The following is a 19,173-nucleotide window of genomic DNA, read 5'->3' as shown; positions in this document are numbered from 1 at the left end:
CAGTGAGGGATATGGGGGCGATCTGGATAGCGTTCAAGCAGCCCCGAAACCAGCCTAAACGCCCGCAACATGGGGGTAAATTCTTCCCGATCGGTTACTCCCCGACGCGCTTGCGGCCATCGGCGGTAAAAAGATGCAGCTTGTCGCGGGGGGCGACGGCCCGGATCCGCTCGCCGATGGCGGGACCCGAGACACCGGGAACCCGGACGATCACCTCACCGGGCGGCAGCTCGCCCGGATTGGCGGCAACGCCCTGCTCCTCGCGCTGGCGGCTGCCGTAGACGAAGGTCTCGGCGCCGACATGCTCGATCGCCTCGACCGTAAGGCCAAGCGCGACGCCGCCGGATGCGGTCTCGCTCGAGATCACGAAATCCTCCGGCCGGATCCCGACAATGCCGGCGCCGTCGGCGCCCGTGATCTGGGACTTCAGCTCGTCCGCGCGCAGCGGCATCAGGTTCATCGGCGGGGCGCCGATGAAGGAGGCGACGAAGGTGGTCGCCGGCTTCTGGTAGATGTCCAGCGGATTACCGATCTGCTCGACCTGGCCGCCGTTCATGACGACGAGGATGTCGGCGAGCGTCATCGCCTCGAGCTGGTCGTGGGTGACGTAGATCGATGTGGTGTTGAGCCGGCGCTGCAGCTTGCGGATCTCGACCCGCATCGCGATGCGCAACTTGGCGTCGAGGTTCGACAGCGGCTCGTCGAACAGGAACACTTTTGGCTGGCGCACGATGGCGCGGCCCATCGCGACGCGCTGGCGCTGGCCGCCGGAAAGCTGGCGCGGCTTGCGCTCCAGCATCGGCGAGAGCTCGAGGACGCGCGCGGCTTCCTCGACGCGGGTCTTGATCTCGGCCTCGGCCATGCCGCGGTTGCGCAGGCCGTAGGCCATGTTGTTGTAGACGCTCATATGCGGATAGAGCGCGTAGTTCTGGAACACCATCGCGATGTCGCGATCAGCAGGCTCGACCTGGTTCACGACGCGGCCGCCGATGTCGATCTCGCCGCCGGTGATGGTCTCGAGCCCCGCGACCATGCGGAGCAGCGTGGACTTGCCGCAGCCGGATGGGCCGACCAGCACGCAGAACTGGCCGTCGCCGACGTCGACATCGACACCCTTGATGGCCTCGAATCCGCCGGGATAGGTCTTGCGGACGCTGCGCAGCGTGACGTTAGCCATTACTTTTCCGTCTCCACCAATCCGCGCACGAACAGTTTCTGCATCACGACGACGACGAACACCGGCGGCAGCATCGCGAGCAACGCGGTCGCCATCACGATCGGCCATTCGGTCAGCGCGTCCGTCGTCGTGATCATCTTGCGGATGCCGACCTGGATGGTCTGCATGTCGTCGCGCGTGGTGATCAACAGCGGCCAGAGGTACTGATTCCAGCCGAGGATGAAGAGGATCACGAACAGCGCGGCCATGTTGGTGCGCGACAGCGGCAGCAGCGTATCCCAGAAGAAGCGGAACGGGCCCGCGCCGTCGATCCGCGAAGCCTCCAGCAATTCATCCGGCACGGTCATGAAGAACTGGCGGAACAGCAGCGTCGCGGTGGCCGACGCAATCAGCGGCAGCGACAGGCCGGCATAGCTGTCGAGCAGATGCAGATCGGCGACGATCTTGTAGGTCGGATAGATGCGTACCTCGACCGGCAGCATCAACGTGATGAAGATGATCCAGAAGATCGCCATCCGGAACGGAAACCGGAAATACACGATCGCGTAGGCCGAGATGATCGAGATCGCGATTTTGCCGACCGCGATCAAGAGCGCCATGACCAGCGAGTTCAGCATCATGTGGAGCACCGGCTCGCGGGTCGAGCCGCTCGTGCCGACAAACAGCGTCTGGTAGTAGGTCTGGAGGAAATGGCCGCCGGGCAGCAGCGACATCTGGCCGTTGGCGATCACGGTGTTGTCCTGGGTCGAGGCGACCAGCGCGAGATAGACCGGGAAGGCGACGATCGCGATCCCGATCCACAGGATGGCGTGAGCCAGATAGCGCTGGAAGCCTTCCTCCTCGACCATCAGTAGGTCACCTTGCGTTCGACGAAGCGGAACTGGATCGCCGTCAGCATGACGACGATGACCATCAGGATGACCGACTGCGCCGCCGACGAGCCGAGATTGCCGCCGAGCAGGCCGTCCGTATAGACCTTGTAAACCAGCGTCTCGGTCGCCTTGCCGGGACCGCCGCGGGTCATGGTGTCGATGATGCCGAAAGTGTCGAAGAAGGCGTAGACGATGTTGATGACCAAGAGGAAGAAGATGGTCGGCGACAGCAGCGGGAAGATCACGGTCCAGAACCGCCGCATCGGCCGGGCGCCGTCGATCGCGGCGGCCTCGATCACGCTTTTCGGGATGCTCTGCAGCCCGGCGAGGAAGAACAGGAAATTGTAGGAGATCTGCTTCCAGGCCGCGGCGAGGATGATCAGGGCCGCCGCCTGGTCGCCGTCGAGCAGCGGATTCCAGTCGATGCCCATGGCGCGCAGATAGCGCGACAGCACGCCGAGCGAGGGGTGCAGCATGAACACCCAGAGTACGCCGACCACCGGCGGGGCCACCGCATAGGGCCAGATCAGCAGCGTGCGATACAGCGTCGAGCCGCGCAGTGGCCTGTCAGCCATGACCGCGAGCAGCAGCGCGAAGGACAGCGAGGAGACCGCGATCGCGAACGAGAACACGAAGGTCCGGACGATCGCCGCGAAATAGGCCGGGTCCTTGAACAGCTCGAGATAGTTCTCGAACCAGACGAAGCTGGTGGAGAGGCCGAAGGCGTCCTGCAGCAGGAAGGACTGGATCACCGCTTGCACGGCCGGCCAGTAGAAAAAGATCAGGACGATCGCGAGTTGCGGGGCAACCAGCGCGTAAGGCAACAGCTTTGACTGGAAAATCGCTTGCTTTTGCATGGGCTCGGAGGAAGGGCAGGCCGCGGATGCGGCCTGCCGGTTGATCGCCCTAAAGCGCGATGAGATGAGCTTGGATCGTCATCGCGCTTTAGCTTGTCGTCTGGGCATGATCTTTTCGGAAAGCCGCTTCGCACTTTTCCGGATCATGCCCGAAGGCATCATGTCAGCGGACGGCGGTCTTTTCAAACTGCCGCAGCATCTGGTTGCCGCGCTCGACGGCGGCGTCCAGCGCCTGCTTGGCGGTCTTCTTGCCGGCCAGCGCCTGCTCGATCTCCTCCGACCACATGTCGCGCAGCTGCACCATGTTGCCGAGGCGCAGACCGCGGGAATTCGCGGTCGGCTCCTTGTTGGTGAGCTCGAGCAGCGGGGTCTCGAGATAGGGCTGGTCCTTGTAGAAGCCTTCTTCCTTGGCCTTGGCGTAGGCGGCCTTGGTGATCGGCAGATAACCCGAGGCCTTGTGGATCCAGACCTGGCGGTCGGTGTCCGAGAGGAAGGTCAGGAACTTGGCCACGCCCTTGTATTCCTCGGCCGACTTGCCGCCCATCACCCAGAGCGAGGCGCCGCCGATGATCGAGTTCTGCGGCGCGCCCTTGGCGTCGGGATAATACGGCATCGGCGCCGCGGTGAAGTTGAACTTGGCCTGCGCCTTGACGTTGCCGAAGAAGGCCGACGAGGTCAGGTAGATCGGGCATTCGCCCGAGGTGAAGCGGCCTTCGCCGGTGTTGGTGCGGCCGGCATAGTCGTAGGTCTTGTCCTTCTGCAGCTCGACGAGGCTCTCGAGATGCTTGACCTGCAGCGGGCCGTTGAATTCGAGCACGGTGTCGAAGCCGTCGAGGCCATTGGCCTTGCTGGCGAGCGGCACATTGTGCCAGGCCGAGAGCTGTTCGAGATTGACCCAGGTGACCCACGAGCCGGAGAAGCCGCAGGTGTTATAGCCGGCTGCCTTCAGCTTCTTGGCGTCGTCGAACACTTGCGGCCAGGTCTTCGGAATCTCCGCGATGTTGGCCTTCTTCAGCGCATCGAGATTGATCCACATCACCGTCGACGACGAGTTGAAGGGGAACGACAGCATCTCGCCCTTGGAGGTCGAGTAGTAGCCGGTGATCGCGGGCAGATAGACGCCCGGATCGAACTTCTCGCCGGCGTCGGCCATCAGCTTGTAGACCGGTTTGACGGCGCCGGTGGCGGCCATCATCGTCGCGGTGCCGACCTCGAACACCTGCATGATATGCGGCGCGTTGCCGGCGCGGAACGCGGCGATGCCGGCGTTCATGGTGTCGGCGTAGCCGCCCTTGTAGGTCGGGATCACCTTGTAGTCGGATTGCGAGGCGTTGAAGTCGTTGGCCAGCTTGACGATGACGTCGTTGTTGGCGCCGGTCATCGCGTGCCACCACTGGATCTCGGTCACCGCGAACGCGGGCGACGCGAATGCAAGCGCGGCAGCGGCTGCCGCGGCAGCGCCTAGTCGTCGAAAGAACATCAAAACCCCTCCCAATTGGAACATCATCTTTCGTTGCGCGCGTTATCAGCGCCGGATGACGTTCAAATGACCGTATAAACGAAAGTCATGGTAGGGGGGAAGCCGAAGCGAAGGGAAGCGGTAAAAAAGGCGAAGACCGCAGCCGGCTCCGTGCGGTGCAGCGCCAAACGCGACGTTGCACCGCAGTGTTGATGCGTCGGCCGGTTCGATACGGGCCGACGCTCCAGCTTTGTCCTGACGCGAACCGGTGCGCATCCCGCATCACGTGCGGGACAGGCTCGAAAACGCCTTTAGCGCTTGCGCTGGGGACCGCAGACCACGCCCTTCTCAACCAGGCCGTTGATCTCGTCCTTCGAGTAGCCGAACTCGCCGAGCACTTCCGCGGCGTGCTGGCTGAACTTCGGCGGCGTCCGGCGCAGGTTCGGCTTGGTGCGTTCGAGGCGGATCGGCGAGGCGACGCCCTTGTACCAATCCTTCTCGATGACGTCGCCGCGATGAATGGTGTGCGGGTTGGTCAGCGCCTGGTCGATCTTCTGCACCGGGCCAGCCGGCAGGCCGGCGGCGAGCAGCCGGTTGCACAGCGGCTCGGCCTCGTGCTGGCTGAACACCGCGGCCAGCTCGACGCGGAGCGCATCGCGGTTGGCGATGCGGTCCTTGTTGCGGGCAAAGCGCGGGTCGGTGCCGAGCTCGGGCTTGCCGATCTCCTTGGCGAGCTTGCGGAAGGTTCCGTCATTGCCGACGCCGATGAAGATGTTGTCGGTCTTGGTCGGGAAGATCGCGTACGGCACGAGGTTGGGATGCTCGTTGCCGGTGAGCGACGGCGGCTTGCCGTGCATGAAGTAGTTCGCGGTGTGCGGATGCATGATCGCGAGCCCGGTCTCGTACAGCGTCGTCTCGATGAACTGGCCGAGCCCCGAGCGCTGCCGCTCCGACAGCGCCATCAGGATGCCGATCGTGGCGTAGAGCCCGGTGGTGATGTCGACCAGCGGCACGCCGATCCGCATCGGGCCGCTCTCCGGCGAGCCGGTCGCCGCGATCATGCCGGTCATCGCCTGGATGATCGCGTCATAGCCGGGATTGCCGCCGCGCGGGCCGTCGGCGCCGAAGCCGGAGATCCGGCAATGCACGAGGCGCGGAAATTTCGCGCGCAGCGCGTCGTTGCCGATGCCCCATTTGTCGAGCGTGCCGGGCTTGAAATTCTCGATCAGCACGTCGGCGGTCTCGAGCATCTTCATCAGCACCGCGCGTCCGCCCTCGGAAGCGAGGTCGAGGCCGATCGAGCGCTTGTTGCGGTTGATGCCGACGAAATAGGCCGCGTCTTCTTCGTGGAAGGGAGGACCCCAGTCTCGCACCTCGTCGCCGGCGGGCGGCTCGACCTTGATCACGTCGGCGCCGTGGTCGGCGAGAATCTGGGTGCAATACGGACCGCCGAGCACGCGCGTCAGATCGACCACGCGCAGGCCGGTCATCGCGCCCGTAGCCGCTGGGGTATTCATGGAAGCAACCTTCGCTCAGTTGGGATCAGATAACGAGGGTCCCAGAGCTAACGGTCTTCAGCCGGGGCAGCAATGCTTCCGTCGGCGCAGGCCCATGCAGCAGACGGCGCATGCGTTCGCCAAGCGAACGCGCCGCTGAAAGAGCAATGGTCCGCCACGTGTTGCGGCGGACCATTGCGTGATGTGGAATTAGACGACGCTCAGCTTGACGTCGACATTGCCGCGGGTCGCGTTGGAATAGGGGCACACCTGGTGGGCCTTCTCGACCAGCGCTTCGGCATCGCTGCGCGCAAGGCCGGGCAGCGACACCGCGAGCTCGACGGCGAGACCGAACCCGCCTTCCGAGCGCGGGCCGATGCCGACCGTCGAGGTCACCGAGGCGTCGGCGGGAACCTTGGGGCCGCCCTGCGACGCCACGAACTTCATCGCGCCGATGAAGCAGGCGGCATAGCCTGCCGCGAACAGCTGCTCCGGATTGTTGCCGGCACCGCCGCCGCCACCGAGCTCCTTCGGGGTCGTGAGCTTGACGTCGAGTGCGCCGTCGAGCGTCGCCGCATGGCCGTCGCGGCCGCCGGTTGCCTTGGCGCTGGTCTTGTAGAGCACGTTCACAGACATCGTGGTCTCCCTTGGTGGGTTGAGCTTGAATTCGATGACGCATGTATTGCACGCAAATAGATTGCGCACAATATAAAATATGCGGTCTCACATTTAATTGTTCGCAATTGAATCCGCGGTCCCGTGAGCCCAGAATGACCCGGAAACGAGATGGATTCGATGGGAATCATGGCCAGGAAACCGACGGCCGCGGATCAGGCGCTGCGGCTCGACAATCAGATCTGCTTTGCGGTCTATTCGACCGCGCACGCCTTCAACCGCGTCTACAAGCCGCTGCTCGACCGGCTCGGGCTGACCTATCCGCAGTATCTCGTGATGCTAGCGCTGTGGGAGCGCGACGACGTCGCGGTGAAGGACCTCGGCGAGCGCCTGTTCCTGGATTCCGGCACGCTGACGCCGCTCTTGAAGCGGCTGGAGGCGGCGGAGTTGATCAAACGGACCCGCAGCACCGCGGACGAGCGGGTGGTGCTGATCGCGCTGACGCCGCAGGGCCACGCGCTGCGCGAAAAGGCCAAGGCCGTGCCGCAGTTGATCCTCGCGGCCTCGGACTGCACCGTCGGCGAACTGATGGCGATGAAGGACGAGATCGTCGCGCTGCGCGACCGGCTGAATGCGGTGCTGGGGGAGTAGGGGCGGTCGGGGCGGTTAGGCGCTTCTTGGCGAAGGCGCGGCCGGATGCGGACTTCAGATATTTTCAAAAGCGACGGCCTGCTTCTCGTCGCTGAAAGCGACGTAGGTCTTGAGCCGCCACGGTCCAAATTTGGATGTATGGGGCACTTCCCCGGCATTGTGCTTAGCCAGTCTAGCCCGCAGATCGGTAATCCCGACATAGAAGTGCAGGCAATCAAGGCTCTCGAGAATGTAAACGTATTTCATCTGTTCCCCCCAACACACGGCTGATGGGGTGGATGCTAACGCATTCGGATTTCGGAGAGAGCCCGGCTCCGCCCTTCGGGCTACGCCGCGGCAGCCTTCGCTCACTTCGCTACGATGGACTATCCGGGCTTGCCGAGCCGAAGCTCGCGAAGCGAGCGAAGGCTGGTGGAGCCAGGCGGGATCGAACCGCCGACCTCTTGCATGCCATGCAAGCGCTCTCCCAGCTGAGCTATGGCCCCTTATCCAGTTGGGATGATCCTGGGGGATCGATCCCGGTCCGCGCGGCCTGGACGACTCGCGCGGCAGCACCGTTGATCATAGATCGGCGCCGATCTCAAGTCTCTTCGTCGCCTCCGACGTCACCAATGATGTCGGTCACGTCCTCATCGCCCTCTTCCTCGTCGGCGATGAAGGTCGAATCGTCGTCGTCATCGTCGTCGATGGTCTCATCGACCTCGATATCGTCCTCGGATTCGGGAACCTGGGCCTTGACCTTCCCGGTGTTCTCCTCGGCATCAGCCTCCTCGAGCGAGACCATCTCCTCGGCCTCGGCGGGCTCCGGCATGTCGGCTGCGGTCGCAGGCGAACTGACCGTGGCGCCACGGCCCCGCGGCGGGGCGATCGGCGCGATCGGCACGACTTCGCCGGTATAGGGCGAGATCACCGGATTCTTGTTGAGGTCGTAGAACTTCTTGCCCGTGGTCGGGCAAATGCGCTTGGTTCCGAGCTCGGACTTGGCCACGTGGTAATCCCAGAATTTTCCTGAAAAACGGAGCTTCACTTGGCTAGTTGAGGAGCCGCTGTCAATAGCGGTCTGCGCGCATTTGACGGGCGCGTGACGCGGTGTTGCCTATGTGATACCTGCCGCGACGCGAGAGGACACAATCTTGGCCCATTCTGACACCCCGACCTCGCTGGAATCGCGCGCGTGCGGCCCCCTGGCCGGCACGGTCCGCGTTCCCGGCGACAAATCGATTTCCCACCGCGCCCTGATCCTGGGGGCGCTTTCGGTCGGCGAAACCCGCATTTCCGGCCTCCTGGAGGGCGAGGACGTCCTCAATACCGCCAAATCCATGCGCGCGCTCGGCGCAAAAGTGGAGCGGACGGCGCCGTTTACCTGGTCGGTGTCCGGCGTCGGGGTCGGCGGCTTCGCCCAGCCTGCCGCGCCGCTCGATTTCGGCAACTCCGGCACCGGCTGCCGGCTGGTGATGGGCGCGGTGGCCGGTTGCCCGATCGCCGCCATTTTCGACGGCGACGCCTCGCTGCGCTCGCGGCCGATGCGCCGCATCCTCGACCCGCTGGAGCTGATGGGCGCCCGAACCAGCGACATAAGGGAGGGCGGCCGGCTGCCGCTCACCCTGCACGGCGCCCGCTATCCGGTGCCGATCGTCTACAAGACGCCGGTCGCCTCGGCCCAGATCAAGTCCGCGGTGTTGCTGGCGGGGCTCTCCGCGCCCGGCATCACGACGGTGATCGAGCAGGAGGCAAGCCGCGACCACACCGAGCTGATGCTGAAGCATTTCGGCGCCGAGATATCCTCCGAGCAGGAAGGCAGCCACGGCAGGCGAATCTCGCTGCACGGCGAGCCCGAGCTGCACGGCGCCAACGTCGTGGTGCCCGCCGATCCGTCCTCCGCGTCATTCCCGATCGTGGCCGCACTGATCGTCGAAGGGTCCGATGTCGTGTTCTCAGACGTGATGACCAATCCGCTGCGCACCGGCCTGTTCACCACGCTGCGCGAGATGGGCGCCTCGATCGAGGAGAGCGATGTGCGCGGCGATGCTGGCGAGCCGATGGCGCAGCTGCGTGTGCGCGCCTCGAAGCTGAAGGGTGTCGAAGTGCCGCCGGAGCGCGCGCCGTCGATGATCGACGAGTATCTGGTGCTGGCGGTCGCGGCCGCCTTCGCCGAGGGCACCACGATCATGCGCGGCCTGCAGGAGCTGCGCGTCAAGGAATCCGACCGCCTTGAAGCCACCGCCGACATGCTGCGGGTCAACGGCGTCAAGGTCGAGGTCTCCGGCGACGATCTGATCGTCGAGGGCCGCGGCCATGTTCCAGGCGGCGGCCTCGTTGCCACCCATATGGATCATCGCATCGCGATGTCGGCGCTGGTGATGGGCTGCGCCTCCGATCGGCCGGTGAAAATCGACGATACCGCCTTCATCGCCACCAGTTTTCCGGATTTCATCCCGATGATGCGCGCGCTCGGAGCTGATTTCGCATGATCATCGCCATCGACGGACCCGCCGCCTCGGGCAAGGGCACGCTTGGCAAGCGGCTCGCCCACCACTACGGCTATCGTCATCTCGACACCGGCGTGATCTACCGTGCGGTGGCCTATGCGATGATTCAAGCTGGTGCCGAGCTCAGCAACGAGGTGCTGGCCGTGGCCGCGGCGCTCGAGCTCGACCCCGAAAAGTTCGGCAATCCGATCCTGAAGACCCAGAAGGTCGGCGATGCCGCCTCCGTGGTGTCGGCGATTCCGCAGGTTCGTGAGGTGCTGGTGAACTTCCAGCGCCAGTTTGCCGCCGATCCGCCCGGTGCGGTGCTGGATGGACGCGACATCGGCACTGTGATCTGCCCGGATGCCGACGTGAAGATCTTCGTGGTCGCCGACCCCCGCGTGCGGGCACGGCGGCGCACGCTGGAGGCGCGCGCCCGCGGCGAGGACGCCGACGAAGAGGCGGTGCTCGCCGACATCCTCAAGCGCGACGAGCGAGACAAGAACCGGGCGATTGCGCCTCTGCGGCCGGCTCCGGACGCCCACACGCTGGACAATTCAAATCTGGACATTGAGGCCGGCGTCCGCGCCGCCATCGCCATCGTCGAGGCCGCGCGCGCCAGGCGCTAGAATCGCGGGCCGTCGCGTCGCTCTCGGCCCGAAAACCCAGCAAAATGGGGCATTTCCTGCTTGCCGAAAGTCGCATGCAGGGCTATATCAGCGCCGTTCGGAGCAGCATCGACGATGTCGAGGCCGTGTCTGAGCGGGCCGGCGATGGGTTTGAACCAATCTCAAACGAAACCAACGCCGCATCTGGAGGAACGCCCGCTCCCAGGTCTTGCCGTCGATATTTTCGTTTCAGGCTCCGGATCAATCATACGTACCGAACGTGCAGTCTTGCTGCCGGCCCGCTGTTGCACCTCCTGCAATGAGCGGTCGTCAGGGTTTGCGGAACCCCGACACTTCACGCACGGTGCGCCCATCAACCCGAACGGCCGGCGAGATCCCGCATCTGGAGAACAAATGGTTTCGAATTCTGCGTCTTCCTATACTCCCACCCGCGATGACTTCGCGGCGATGCTTGATGAGTCCTTTGCCGGCGGCAATTTGCAGGAAAGCTCGGTCATCAAGGGCAAGGTGGTTGCAATTGAGAAGGACATGGCCGTCATCGACGTCGGCCTGAAGACCGAAGGTCGCGTTGCGCTGCGCGAATTCGCCGGCCCCGGCCGTGAAAGCGATCTCAAGGTCGGTGACGAAGTCGAGGTGTTCCTCGACCGTATCGAGAATGCGCTCGGCGAAGCCGTGCTGTCGCGCGACAAGGCGCGCCGCGAGGAAAGCTGGGGCAAGCTCGAGAAGGCGTTCCAGAACAACGAAAAGGTCAACGGCGTCATCTTCAACCAGGTCAAGGGCGGCTTCACGGTCGACCTCGACGGTGCGGTGGCCTTCCTGCCGCGCTCGCAGGTCGACATTCGTCCGATCCGCGACGTTGCGCCGCTGATGAACAATTCGCAGCCGTTCCAGATCCTCAAGATGGACCGCCGCCGCGGCAACATCGTGGTGTCGCGCCGCACGGTTCTCGAAGAGACCCGCGCCGAGCAGCGCCAGGAGCTGGTGCAGAACCTCGAAGAGGGTCAGGTGATCGACGGCGTGGTCAAGAACATCACCGATTACGGTGCGTTCGTTGATCTCGGCGGCATCGACGGCCTGCTGCACGTGACCGATATCGCCTGGCGCCGCGTCAACCACCCGACCGAGGTGCTGACCATCGGCCAGACCGTGAAGGTCAAGATCATCAAGATCAACCACGAGACGCACCGCATCTCGCTCGGCATGAAGCAGCTCTTGGATGATCCGTGGCAGGGCATCGAAGGCAAGTACCCGCTGGGTGCCCGCTTCACCGGCCGCGTCACCAACATCACCGACTACGGCGCGTTCGTCGAGCTCGAGCCGGGCATCGAAGGCCTGATCCACGTCTCCGAGATGTCGTGGACCAAGAAGAACATGCACCCCGGCAAGATCGTTTCGACCTCGCAGGAAGTCGAAGTGCAGGTGCTGGAAGTGGATTCGGTCAAGCGCCGCATCTCGCTCGGTCTCAAGCAGACCATGCGCAATCCCTGGGAAGTCTTCGTCGAGAAGTTCCCGGTCGGTTCGGTGGTCGAGGGCGAGGTCAAGAACAAGACCGAGTTCGGTCTGTTCCTGGGTCTCGAGGGCGATGTCGACGGCATGGTCCACCTCTCCGACCTCGACTGGAAGCTTCCGGGCGAGCAGGTCATCGACAACTTCAAGAAGGGCGACATGGTCAAGGCCGTGGTGCTCGATGTCGATGTCGAGAAGGAGCGCATCTCGCTCGGCGTCAAGCAGCTCGAAGGCGACCCCTTCGCCGAGCCGGGCGACGTCAAGAAGGGCGCGGTCGTGACCTGCGAAGTGCTCGAAGTGAAGGAGAGCGGCATCGAGGTCCGGATTTCGGGCACCGAGTTCACCACCTTCATCAAGCGGTCCGAGCTGGCCCGCGACCGCAACGACCAGCGCGCCGAGCGCTTCGCCGTCGGCGAGAAGGTCGATGCCCGCGTCATCCAGTTCGACAAGAAGGCCCGCAAGGTGCAGGTCTCGATCAAGGCGCTGGAAGTCGCCGAAGAGAAGGAAGCCATCGCGCAGTACGGCTCCTCCGATTCGGGTGCGACGCTTGGCGATATCCTCGGCACCGCGCTGAAGAACCGCGGCACCGACAAGTAAGCGTTCGCGCGATTTGAGGCGAACAATCGGGGCCCCGGCGCAAGCCGGGGCCCTTTGCTTTGGGGCATCCGTAGATGGGGTAACGGGCCGGCCGCCCGCTCGCTACGGCGCAATTTGGAAGCGCGCTCGCGAGCGGCCTGTTGGTTGGAAGGCGGTCGTCCCTCAAACTGATGGTGTTCAACGGAGTCGGGCAAGCCCGCTCCAAGCATCATTAAGGGACGACCATGTACCACTATGCAGGAATTGACGTGTCTTTGGAATGCTCGAGCGTTTGCCTTGTCGATGGGACAGGCAAGATTTTGCGCGAGACGAAGGTTGCGAGCGAGCCGGCGGCGCTGATCGCCTGGTTCCGGTCGCTGGGTCTGGTACTGGAACGGATCGGGCTGGAGGCAGGCCCCTTGTCGCAATGGCTGTATGCGGGTCTGCGAGACGCAGGGCTTGCGGTCGAGCTGCTGGAAACGCGGCACGTTCGCGAAGCCTTCAAGTCGATGCCGGTGAAGACGGACCGCAACGATGCCCGCCGGATCGCGCAGTTGATGCGGCTCGGCTGGTTCCGGCCGGTGCACTGCAAGTCGGTCGCGGCGCAGGAGACCCGCGCCATCCTGACGGCGCGCAAGCTGCTGCAATCCAAGCTTCGCGATGTCGAGAACAGCCTGCGCGGCATACTTCGCGGTTTTGGCCTGAAGGTCGGTGCGACCACCGAGCGCACGTTCGCCGGACGCATCCGCGAGCTCGTGACCGGCCATCCCGGACTGGAGTTGGTCGCGGCGGCGCTGCTCCAAGCCCATGCGGTGCTGCTGCGGGAGTTCAAGAGCCTGGACAAGCACACCCAGAAGCTCGCCAGGACGCATCCATCCGCCAAGCTCCTGATGACAACGCCGTCCGTTGGTCCGATCGTGGCGCTCACCTATGCCGCGGCGATCGACGACCCGAAGCGTTTCCGCTCCTCGAAGGCCACGGGAGCCCACTTTGGGCTCACCCCGAAGAAGTACCAGTCCGGTGAGACCGACTACACCGGCCGCATCAGCAAGATCGGGGATGCCTCCGTGCGCGAGGCACTCTACCAGGCAGCTCACGTCATGCTGACCAAGCCGGTCAAGAATTGCTCGGCATTGAAGAGCTGGGCGATGCGGATCGCCCGGCGCGCAGGCATGCGCAAGGCCAAGGTAGCGCTGGCTCGCAAGCTCGCCGTGATCCTGCATCGCATGCTCGCCGACACCAAACCGTTCAACCCGATGACCAAGGCCATCTAGCCAGGAGCAGCAATCGGTTCCGGGCGGGCCACGACACCAGGCTCTCCCCGAGCGAAGTCCCTCCGCTGGGACGATGGATCCGGTCAGGCCGCCATCCGGGAAGTGGCTCACGACCACGCAATCCGTAGATTGGCCGGCCGGCTCCTCAATGCACCCCATCAGGCGACGGCCTTCGCGCCGATCCCGTACAGAAGCAAGTGCCCGGCGAGTGGATGACGCGAAAAGGGATTGACTAACCAAGGCCCGTTACAGAAGCCCGGATGAAGCGAAGCGAAATCCGGGACTTTCTATCCGTGCTGCTGAAGCCTCCCGGATTACGCTTCGCTTCATCCGGGCTACGGATTTGTCTTCCCCTTCCCCCTGAAAGGGGGAAGGACGGGATGGGGGTCAGCCACAGGCGATGCTGCTCATGGAGAGAGCTGATCCCCACCCGCTTTGCTCTGGCGAGCAAAGCGACCTCCCCTTTTCAAGGGGAGGTTAGGGCGCGGCCGGGATCAAGCGCACGTGCACCCGGGCTACGAGTGCCTCCGAATACCGGGCCTTGTTTTCTTCATATTGCGTCGCAATTGATGTATTTGGCTAAGCTGATAGTGACGCTGCGACTGCAAAACGCGCGGATTGCGCGCTGACCATTTCTGGAGAGATCGGATGTCGCTGGATTCGGACGTGATCGTCGATCGTCGCCGCATCAGGCGCAAACTGACGTTTTGGCGCGTCGCCGCCGCGGTCATTGCGATCGCGGCCATCGTCGGCGTGGGCGTGATCGCCGCCGGCGGGCGCGGCACCTTTTCGACATCGAACACGATCGCGCGGGTCAATATCGACGGACTGATCCGCAGCGACCAGGATCGCGTCGAGGCGCTGGAGCGGCTCGGCAAGTCGAGCTATGCGGCTGTTGTCGTGCACATCAATTCGCCCGGCGGTACGACCGCAGGCTCCGAGCAGCTTTACGACTCGCTGATGCAGCTGAAGGCGAAGAAGCCGCTTGTCGTCGTGGTCGAGGGATTGGCCGCCTCGGGCGGCTACATCACGGCGATCGCCTCCGATCATATCGTCGCCCAGCAGACCTCGCTGGTCGGCTCGATCGGCGTTCTCTTCCAGTATCCGAACGTTTCGGAATTGCTCAAGACTGTCGGCGTGAAGATGGAGGAGATCAAATCTTCCCCGCTGAAGGCCGCGCCGAACGGCTTCGAGCCGACCAGCCCGGAGGCCCGTGCCGCGATCGACGGTCTCGTCAAGGACTCCTATGCATGGTTCCGTGGATTGGTGAAGCAACGGCGCGGCATGGACGATGACCTGCTGGAGAAGGTCGCGGACGGTCGCGTCTTCACCGGCCGGCAGGCGGTCGATCTCAAGCTGGTCGATCAGCTGGGGGATGAGAAGACCGCGATCGCCTGGCTGGTTGCCGAGAAGAAGGTCAAAAGCGACCTGCCGGTGCGCAATTACAAGCTTAATCCGCGGTTCGGCGATCTGACCTTCCTGCGCACGGCGGCGTCCGTGACGCTCGATGCGTTCGGTCTTGGTGCGATCGCGCGGCGGATCGAGCAGGGCGGCGTGGCCGAGGCGGTCGACCGGTTCGGGCTTGACGGCATGCTGGCGCTGTGGAGCCCGGCTGGAACCAACTGATCGGCTGCCAAAGGCGTGCTCGTCAGGCTATTCCCGCTTTGCGGGAATCGCCGCATGCCCCAATTGGGCTATTTGTCACGTGATTTCACGACGCCCTAAATCGATTTAGCGTCTTGACAGTGCACGGCATTTTCACGGAAATGGGTTTCCGCAAGAGCCCGGATCCCACTTTCGATGATCAAATCCGAACTTGTTCAGCGTATCGCCGAGCACAACCCGCACCTCTATCAGCGGGATGTCGAGAACATTGTGAATGCGATTCTCGATGAAATCGTCGCAGCGCTGGCACGTGGCGACCGTGTCGAGTTGCGCGGTTTTGGCGCATTCTCGGTGAAGCACCGCCCGGCGCGCGCCGGCCGCAATCCACGCACCGGCGAGCATGTGCCGGTCGACCAGAAGAGCGTGCCGTTCTTCAAGACCGGCAAGGAAATGCGCGAGCGCCTCAACCGCGACGTGACCGAGGCGGGCGCCGCCAAGGTCGATGCGCCCAAGGCTGATGCTTAAGGCCGACGCCTAAGGCGCGACGTCAGGCGTTGCCGTGTTGCGGGCGATATGCCCGCATTTGCTCCATCGCTGCGAGAGATGGTCATGCGAAAGTTCTTCACGGCAGTGGTCGTCGTTCCGCTCGGTCTGATCTTCATCATTTTTGCAGTCGCTAACCGTCACTGGGTGACGGTGTCGTTTGATCCCTTCAATTCGGTGACCCCGACGGTTGCGGTCACGCTGCCGTTGTTCGTCGTCATCATCGCCTCCGCGATCCTGGGCGTGCTCGCGGGCGGCATCGGAACCTGGTTCAAGCAAAGGCGCTGGCGCCGCGCGGCCCGGCAGCACGAGGCTGACGCTCGCCATGTCCGCGCCGAGCTCGCCGACCTCAAGGCCGCCGCCTCCCGGGACGACGCGCAGCGCCGTCCGGCCCCGGCGCAACTCGGCTTTTACGGGGCCGCCGGGCGAGACAAGCAGGGCGCGACGTTGTAGAACCCGCCCCACCGGACCAGGGTTCACCCCGGTTCCGGTCGCCCGACAACCCGTTTTGAGACCCGTTTCGAGACCATGCCCCTGCTCGTCAAAATCTGCGGCCTGTCCACGCGCGAGACGCTCGACGTCGCGCTTGAAGGCGGTGCCGATATGGTGGGGTTCGTATTCTTTCCGCCGTCGCCGCGTCACATCAGCCTCGAGACCGCGCGCGAGCTTGGCAGCCGCGCCAAGGGCCGCGCCGTCAAGGTCGCCCTCACCGTCGATGCCGACGATGCGATCCTGGAAAACATCGTCGAGACGCTGCGGCCGGATATCCTGCAATTGCATGGCAAGGAGACCACGGCGCGGCTGCGCGACATCAAGGCGAAGTTCGGCCTGCCGCTGATGAAGGCGCTGCCGGTCGAGACGTCGGCCGACCTCGCGCCGCTGCCGGGTTATGCCGGTGTTGCCGATCGCATCCTGTTCGATGCCCGCGCGCCGAAGGATGCCACGCGGCCGGGTGGCCTCGGCGCGCCCTTCGATTGGCACGTGCTGGAAAATCTCGATCTTGCGCTGCCCTACATGGTCTCCGGCGGGCTCAACGCCGACAACGTCACTGAAGCCGTCCGCGTCACGCGCGCCGGCGGCGTCGATGTCTCGTCAGGCGTCGAGCGCATGCCCGGTGTCAAGGATCCCGAATTGATCCGCGCCTTCATCCGCGCCGCGCGCGCAATCCAGCCTTCTTCACCTCTCCCCGTTCACGGGGAGAGGTCGACCGCGCAACGCGCGGGCGGGTGAGGGGCGCTGCAACGATGATCGAGCAATTGGAGAAACCCCTCACTCCAGCCCTCTCCCCGCAAGAGCGGGGCGAGGGAACGGAAACAGCGCCGCAAGCCGGCAAGAAGAACTGATGGTTCGATGAATCCAAATCTGCCCAATTCCTTCCGCAGCGGTCCCGACGAGCGCGGGCATTTCGGCATTTTCGGCGGACGCTTCGTTGCGGAAACGCTGATGCCGCTGATCCTCGATCTCGAAAAAGCCTATGCCGACGCCAAGGCCGATCCGGCGTTCCAGGCCGAGATGAATGTCTATCTGAAGGATTATGTCGGCCGGCCCTCGCCGCTCTATTTCGCCGAGCGGCTCACCGAGCATCTCGGCGGCGCCAAGATCTATCTGAAGCGCGAGGAGCTCAACCACACCGGTTCGCACAAGGTCAACAATGTGCTCGGCCAGATCATGGTCGCGCGCCGCATGGGCAAGAAGCGCATCATCGCCGAGACCGGCGCCGGCCAGCATGGCGTGGCGACGGCGACGCTGTGCGCGCGGTTCGGGCTCGAATGCGTGGTCTATATGGGCGCGGTCGACGTCGAGCGGCAGCAGCCGAACGTGATCCGCATGGAGATGCTGGGCGCCAAGGTCGTCCCGGTGCAGTCGGGCGCGCGCACGCTGAAGGACGCGATGAACGACGCGCTGCGCGATTGGGTCACCAACGTGCACAACACCTTCTATTGCATCGGCACGGTGGCGGGTCCGCACCCCTATCCGATGATGGTGCGCGACTTCCAGTCGATCATCGGCCACGAGACACGCAAGCAGATGCAGGAGGCCGAGGGCCGCCTGCCGGATTCGCTGATCGCCTGCATCGGCGGCGGTTCCAATGCGATGGGCCTGTTCCATCCGTTCCTCGACGATCCCTTGATCGAGATCTTCGGCGTCGAGGCTGCCGGTCACGGACTGACGCAGCTGCATGCCGCTTCGCTGGCCGGCGGCCGTCCCGGCGTGCTGCATGGCAACCGCACCTATCTTTTGATGGACGCCGACGGCCAGATCGAGGAAGCGCATTCGATCTCGGCGGGCCTCGATTATCCCGGCATCGGCCCGGAGCACGCCTGGCTGCACGAGACCGGCCGCGTGAAGTATCTCTCGGCGACCGACGAGGAGGCGCTGGCCGCATTCCAGCTGCTGTCGCGGCTCGAGGGCATCATCCCCGCGCTGGAATCAGCGCACGCCATCGCGAAACTGTCCGAGCTCGCACCGCAGCGGCCGAAGGATCACCTGATGGTGGTCAACCTCTCGGGTCGCGGCGACAAGGACGTGCCGCAGGTCGGCGACATCTTGAAGGCGAGGAAGAAGTGACCACCCGTATCGACGCACGTTTCTCCGAGCTGAAGCAGCAGGGCCGCTCCGCTTTCGTCACCTTCGTGATGGCCGGCGATCCCGACGCCAAGACCTCGCTCGACATCCTCAAGGCGCTGCCGAAGGCCGGCGCCGATGTCATCGAGATCGGCATGCCCTTCACCGACCCGATGGCCGATGGCCCGTCGATCCAGGCCGCGGGCCTGCGCGCGCTCAAGGGCGGCATGACGCTGCGCAAGACGCTGGCGATGGTCCGCGACTTCCGCAAGGAGGACAACGCCACGCCGATCGTGCTGATGGGCTACTATAATCCGATCTACATCTACGGCGTCGACCGCTTCCTGGCCGACGCCAAGACCGCCGGCGTCGACGGCCTGATCATCGTCGACCTGCCGCCGGAGGAAGATACCGAGCTCTGCATCCCCGCGATGAAGGCCGGGCTGAACTTCATCCGGCTGGCGACGCCGACCACCGACGACAAGCGGCTGCCGGCGGTGCTCGCCAACACCTCGGGCTTTGTCTATTACGTCTCGATCACCGGCATCACCGGCGCCGCGACGGCCGATTCGAAGGTGGTCGCGGAAGCCGTGGCCCGCATCAAGCGGCACACCAAGCTGCCGGTCTGCGTCGGCTTCGGCATCCGCACCCCGGAGACGGCGCGCGCGATCGCCGAGAACGCCAACGGCGCGGTGGTCGGCACCGCGATCGTCGATGTGGTGCGTGCCAATCTCGATGCCGAGGGCCGTGCGACGCCGAAGACGGTGAGCGCGGTGGCGGACCTGGTGTCGGCGCTGGCGCAGGGGGTCCGGGGCGCCAAGCAGGCCGCTGAATAAGCCACATTTTTGCGGCAACAAGGCCGCCGATGGCGGCTTGCCGG

Annotated in this window: 19 protein-coding genes and 1 tRNA gene; 11 read left to right on the top strand and 9 right to left on the bottom strand. The window is 64.4% G+C overall.

The features are described from left to right. Positions 1-94: 94 nt before the first annotated feature. The 6 genes from J2R76_RS27335 to J2R76_RS27310 form a co-directional block, all read right to left on the bottom strand. On the bottom strand, positions 95-1,177 hold the full coding sequence (locus tag J2R76_RS27335; protein WP_057020403.1) for a sn-glycerol-3-phosphate import ATP-binding protein UgpC: 1,083 nt from the start codon (positions 1,175-1,177) through the stop codon (positions 95-97). After that, positions 1,177-2,025, bottom strand: coding sequence for a sn-glycerol-3-phosphate ABC transporter permease UgpE (gene ugpE, locus J2R76_RS27330; protein WP_253625210.1), 849 nt, complete (start codon positions 2,023-2,025; stop codon positions 1,177-1,179). The genes J2R76_RS27335 and ugpE overlap by 1 nt, the downstream gene beginning before the upstream one ends. Then, complete coding sequence (gene ugpA / locus J2R76_RS27325; protein ID WP_229191596.1) at positions 2,025-2,906, bottom strand: sn-glycerol-3-phosphate ABC transporter permease UgpA; 882 nt, start codon at positions 2,904-2,906, stop codon at positions 2,025-2,027. The genes ugpE and ugpA overlap by 1 nt, the downstream gene beginning before the upstream one ends. A 163-nt stretch (positions 2,907-3,069) precedes the next feature. Continuing rightward, entirely contained in the window at positions 3,070-4,386 is a 1,317-nt protein-coding gene (ugpB, locus tag J2R76_RS27320; RefSeq protein WP_076833789.1) for a sn-glycerol-3-phosphate ABC transporter substrate-binding protein UgpB, read from the bottom strand. Positions 4,387-4,676: 290 nt separating this feature from the next. Continuing rightward, the gene (locus tag J2R76_RS27315; protein ID WP_253625209.1) at positions 4,677-5,882 is read right to left on the bottom strand and encodes a CaiB/BaiF CoA-transferase family protein; all 1,206 of its coding nucleotides are present in this window, start codon (positions 5,880-5,882) and stop codon (positions 4,677-4,679) included. A 189-nt stretch (positions 5,883-6,071) separates the two neighbouring features. Beyond that, the gene (locus J2R76_RS27310) at positions 6,072-6,497 is read right to left on the bottom strand and encodes an organic hydroperoxide resistance protein (RefSeq protein ID WP_212057979.1); all 426 of its coding nucleotides are present in this window, start codon (positions 6,495-6,497) and stop codon (positions 6,072-6,074) included. A 168-nt stretch (positions 6,498-6,665) separates the two neighbouring features. On the opposite strand from J2R76_RS27310, the gene J2R76_RS27305 reads away from it, so the two are divergent. Next, positions 6,666-7,127, top strand: a complete 462-nt coding sequence (locus tag J2R76_RS27305; protein WP_253625208.1) for a MarR family winged helix-turn-helix transcriptional regulator — start codon at positions 6,666-6,668, stop codon at positions 7,125-7,127. A gap of 54 nt (positions 7,128-7,181) precedes the next feature. Here the strand turns inward: J2R76_RS27305 and J2R76_RS27300 are convergent, their stop codons facing one another. From J2R76_RS27300 to J2R76_RS27290, 3 genes are all read right to left on the bottom strand, one after another. Beyond that, positions 7,182-7,373 carry a GIY-YIG nuclease family protein gene (locus J2R76_RS27300; RefSeq protein WP_253625207.1) on the bottom strand — a complete coding sequence of 64 codons (192 nt, stop codon included), beginning with the start codon at positions 7,371-7,373 and terminating at the stop codon, positions 7,182-7,184. Positions 7,374-7,536: 163 nt separating this feature from the next. Beyond that, a tRNA-Ala gene (locus tag J2R76_RS27295) sits at positions 7,537-7,612 on the bottom strand. 95 nt (positions 7,613-7,707) lie between these two features. Next, positions 7,708-8,115: a TIGR02300 family protein gene (locus J2R76_RS27290; RefSeq protein WP_057020408.1), complete on the bottom strand. Its 408-nt coding sequence runs from the start codon at positions 8,113-8,115 to the stop codon at positions 7,708-7,710. A 145-nt stretch (positions 8,116-8,260) separates the two neighbouring features. Between J2R76_RS27290 and aroA the strand changes: the two genes are divergently transcribed. The 10 genes from aroA (at position 8,261) to trpA (ending at position 19,129) form a co-directional block, all read left to right on the top strand. Next, positions 8,261-9,598, top strand: a complete 1,338-nt coding sequence (gene aroA, locus J2R76_RS27285; protein WP_253588355.1) for a 3-phosphoshikimate 1-carboxyvinyltransferase — start codon at positions 8,261-8,263, stop codon at positions 9,596-9,598. After that, a complete protein-coding gene (cmk, locus tag J2R76_RS27280; RefSeq protein ID WP_057020410.1) occupies positions 9,595-10,224 on the top strand; it encodes a (d)CMP kinase in 630 nt (209 codons plus the stop codon). The genes aroA and cmk overlap by 4 nt, the downstream gene beginning before the upstream one ends. Before the next feature lie 393 nt (positions 10,225-10,617). Then, positions 10,618-12,327 (top strand): 30S ribosomal protein S1, encoded by a 1,710-nt coding sequence (gene rpsA, locus J2R76_RS27275; RefSeq protein WP_028337539.1) that lies wholly within the window; start codon positions 10,618-10,620, stop codon positions 12,325-12,327. A 224-nt stretch (positions 12,328-12,551) separates the two neighbouring features. Then, the gene (locus J2R76_RS27270; protein ID WP_057016162.1) at positions 12,552-13,580 is read left to right on the top strand and encodes an IS110 family transposase; all 1,029 of its coding nucleotides are present in this window, start codon (positions 12,552-12,554) and stop codon (positions 13,578-13,580) included. Positions 13,581-14,228: 648 nt separating this feature from the next. Then, positions 14,229-15,206, top strand: coding sequence for a signal peptide peptidase SppA (sppA, locus tag J2R76_RS27265; RefSeq protein ID WP_168856666.1), 978 nt, complete (start codon positions 14,229-14,231; stop codon positions 15,204-15,206). Positions 15,207-15,380: 174 nt separating this feature from the next. After that, the gene (locus J2R76_RS27260; RefSeq protein ID WP_016847379.1) at positions 15,381-15,710 is read left to right on the top strand and encodes an integration host factor subunit beta; all 330 of its coding nucleotides are present in this window, start codon (positions 15,381-15,383) and stop codon (positions 15,708-15,710) included. 84 nt (positions 15,711-15,794) lie between these two features. Beyond that, positions 15,795-16,181 carry a lipopolysaccharide assembly protein LapA domain-containing protein gene (locus tag J2R76_RS27255; RefSeq protein ID WP_253625206.1) on the top strand — a complete coding sequence of 129 codons (387 nt, stop codon included), beginning with the start codon at positions 15,795-15,797 and terminating at the stop codon, positions 16,179-16,181. Positions 16,182-16,256: 75 nt separating this feature from the next. Beyond that, positions 16,257-16,958 carry a phosphoribosylanthranilate isomerase gene (locus tag J2R76_RS27250; protein WP_057020412.1) on the top strand — a complete coding sequence of 234 codons (702 nt, stop codon included), beginning with the start codon at positions 16,257-16,259 and terminating at the stop codon, positions 16,956-16,958. A gap of 120 nt (positions 16,959-17,078) precedes the next feature. Beyond that, the gene (gene trpB / locus J2R76_RS27245; protein WP_057020413.1) at positions 17,079-18,296 is read left to right on the top strand and encodes a tryptophan synthase subunit beta; all 1,218 of its coding nucleotides are present in this window, start codon (positions 17,079-17,081) and stop codon (positions 18,294-18,296) included. Beyond that, positions 18,293-19,129 carry a tryptophan synthase subunit alpha gene (gene trpA, locus J2R76_RS27240; RefSeq protein ID WP_076833796.1) on the top strand — a complete coding sequence of 279 codons (837 nt, stop codon included), beginning with the start codon at positions 18,293-18,295 and terminating at the stop codon, positions 19,127-19,129. Before trpB ends, trpA begins: the two co-directional genes overlap by 4 nt. Positions 19,130-19,173: the final 44 nt, after the last annotated feature.

It is taken from the genome of Bradyrhizobium sp. USDA 4532 (genome assembly GCF_024171315.1).
Lineage (GTDB): Bacteria > Pseudomonadota > Alphaproteobacteria > Rhizobiales > Xanthobacteraceae > Bradyrhizobium > Bradyrhizobium australafricanum.
The sequence above is the reverse complement of the archived record's forward strand: the minus strand, read 5'-3'. Positions and strand labels throughout refer to the sequence as shown.